The sequence below is a fragment of the Micromonospora sp. NPDC003776 genome, from assembly GCF_053605645.1.
In genome coordinates this window covers 1-1,754 of record NZ_JBSGJR010000887.1, presented here as the reverse complement: position 1 = coordinate 1,754, position 1,754 = coordinate 1, and the positions used below count along the sequence as shown (strand labels likewise).

Here is a 1,754-nt window from a genome sequence, read left to right as displayed (position 1 = left end):
GGGGGGGGGCGGGGGGGGGGGGGCCCCCCCCCCCCCCCCCGGCCCGGCGCGCCCAGTCGGCAGGCGGCTGGCTCGCGACGCAACTCGACGCCGGCGACAACGCCCCGCTCAAACGACCCCTAGCGGCCATTGATCACAGTCCGCCCGTCTGGCCGGCGACCGCCACCTGCGAAACATCTCCTACCCGGCGTAAGAACCCCTGGGGGTCCCTAAGAAACATTAGGGAGTCGGGATAGGTTGATCTTGCCGATGGGCTCTCGGGCGGCGGGGTTTCCGCAGCTCAGACACCTGACAGAGCAGATCGGCAAGCCTCGTCTGGGGCCTCGAATCGGCGACGCCCCCAACCGAGCCCCCAATGCCGCACCCAGCCGAGCCCTCATGCGCCCTGACAACCACAGAACCGGATCAGCCGCGACGAGCGCCCAGAACAGTCCCTCTCACCCGCTCGCACGGGTCGCCACCTAGCCCGCCGGCCACCGCCGCAGCGGCGCAGGAATGCCGCCCTCGACAAGCTTCAGCAGGCCCATGAGGTGGTCGACCGCCGTGTCGGCGTTCTCCCACGATCCGCTCGCCGACCCGGGGGAGCGCGGCGACGCGCTGACCGTCGCCCTCGACCACCATCACCCCGGCCAGCACGTGTACGTGTGCGGCCCGCCGGAGATGCTGGCCGGGTCACGATCGCGGCTGCTCGCCGCCGGGGGCCCGCCGAGCGGATCCACCTGCCGGACCGGATCCCGTGACGATGACGGTCTACCGCAGCCGGCACGCCCTCCGCAGTCCGCTCACCCCTTACCGGATCGCCGCGCTGGCTGCCGAGGGGCCGGCGCGGCCACCGGGTCGATGACGTCGACGCGCTGCTGCACCGGCTCGCCTACAAGCTGCGGGAGCGGGCCCGGGAACGGGACGAGGCGCGCGCCGAGAACCGGCGGATCAAGGACGCCCTGCGCCGCTGGCAGTCGGCCGAGGCGACGTGGCGACTCGGCCGCTGACCGATGAGCCGCCACGAACCTGTCAGTCCGCTGCGGCGCCCACCGCCCGACGAACTCCTTCAACCACGAGTCGGCTCGGTCCCGAGTGGCGTCGGCCCTGCGCGGACTTACGGCGCCTCGCGCAACGGCCAGACCTCGACGACTCCCTGCGCGACTGCGCATGGCGCCCTCGAGGCGATCTGGATGGCTTCCTCCAGCGTCTCGGCTTCGATGATCGCGAACCCGGCCACCGGCAGGGCGGAGGACAGGAACGAGCCGCTCTGCACGATCACGCCGGCGCCACTGGGGTTTCGCACCTGTACGGGGGAGTCGGCAACCCCCATCACGGTCCCCGCCGCGCGCAGGCGCATGTCATGGGCGTGCGCCTCGTCGCGAACCGCAGCGTCGGTGCTGTCGTAACCTTCCTGGTCCCCGTATCCGATGGTCACGAATTTCGCCACCACAGACTCCCTTCCGGTTGCTACGGAAATCGTCACCCCTTCAGTGCCCATCGCGGCCACGGCGAACCAGGACAACGTGGTCGACGAGGACGCCCGTTTCGCCATCAGGGCCGGTGCCTGTTCTGCTTACGGCCTCGAGCCGCTCGGTGTGCCAGCCGCCGGTGTCGAGGTCGAGCGCGGCGAGGATCTCCTCCGGGCTCGCGAAGCGAGCGTGCGGGTGGCTGTCGCGGGCCCATGGCGGCGGCGCGCCGTGCTCGACGACCAGGAGCCGGCCGCCGGGCGCGACCGCCCGCGCCGCGCCGCGGAGGCCGACGCTGGGCGGCCG

General features: G+C 72.3%; 1 protein-coding gene and 1 pseudogene. Both read right to left on the bottom strand.

Annotated features, from left to right (window positions below; translation table 11 throughout):
* Positions 1-1,096: 1,096 nt before the first annotated feature.
* Positions 1,097-1,429, bottom strand: coding sequence for a YciI family protein (locus tag ACWEVO_RS36105; RefSeq protein WP_452311878.1), 333 nt, complete (start codon positions 1,427-1,429; stop codon positions 1,097-1,099).
* Between the two features lie 40 nt (positions 1,430-1,469).
* Positions 1,470-1,754: pseudogene (locus tag ACWEVO_RS36100) on the bottom strand (SAM-dependent methyltransferase); the annotation flags it as partial.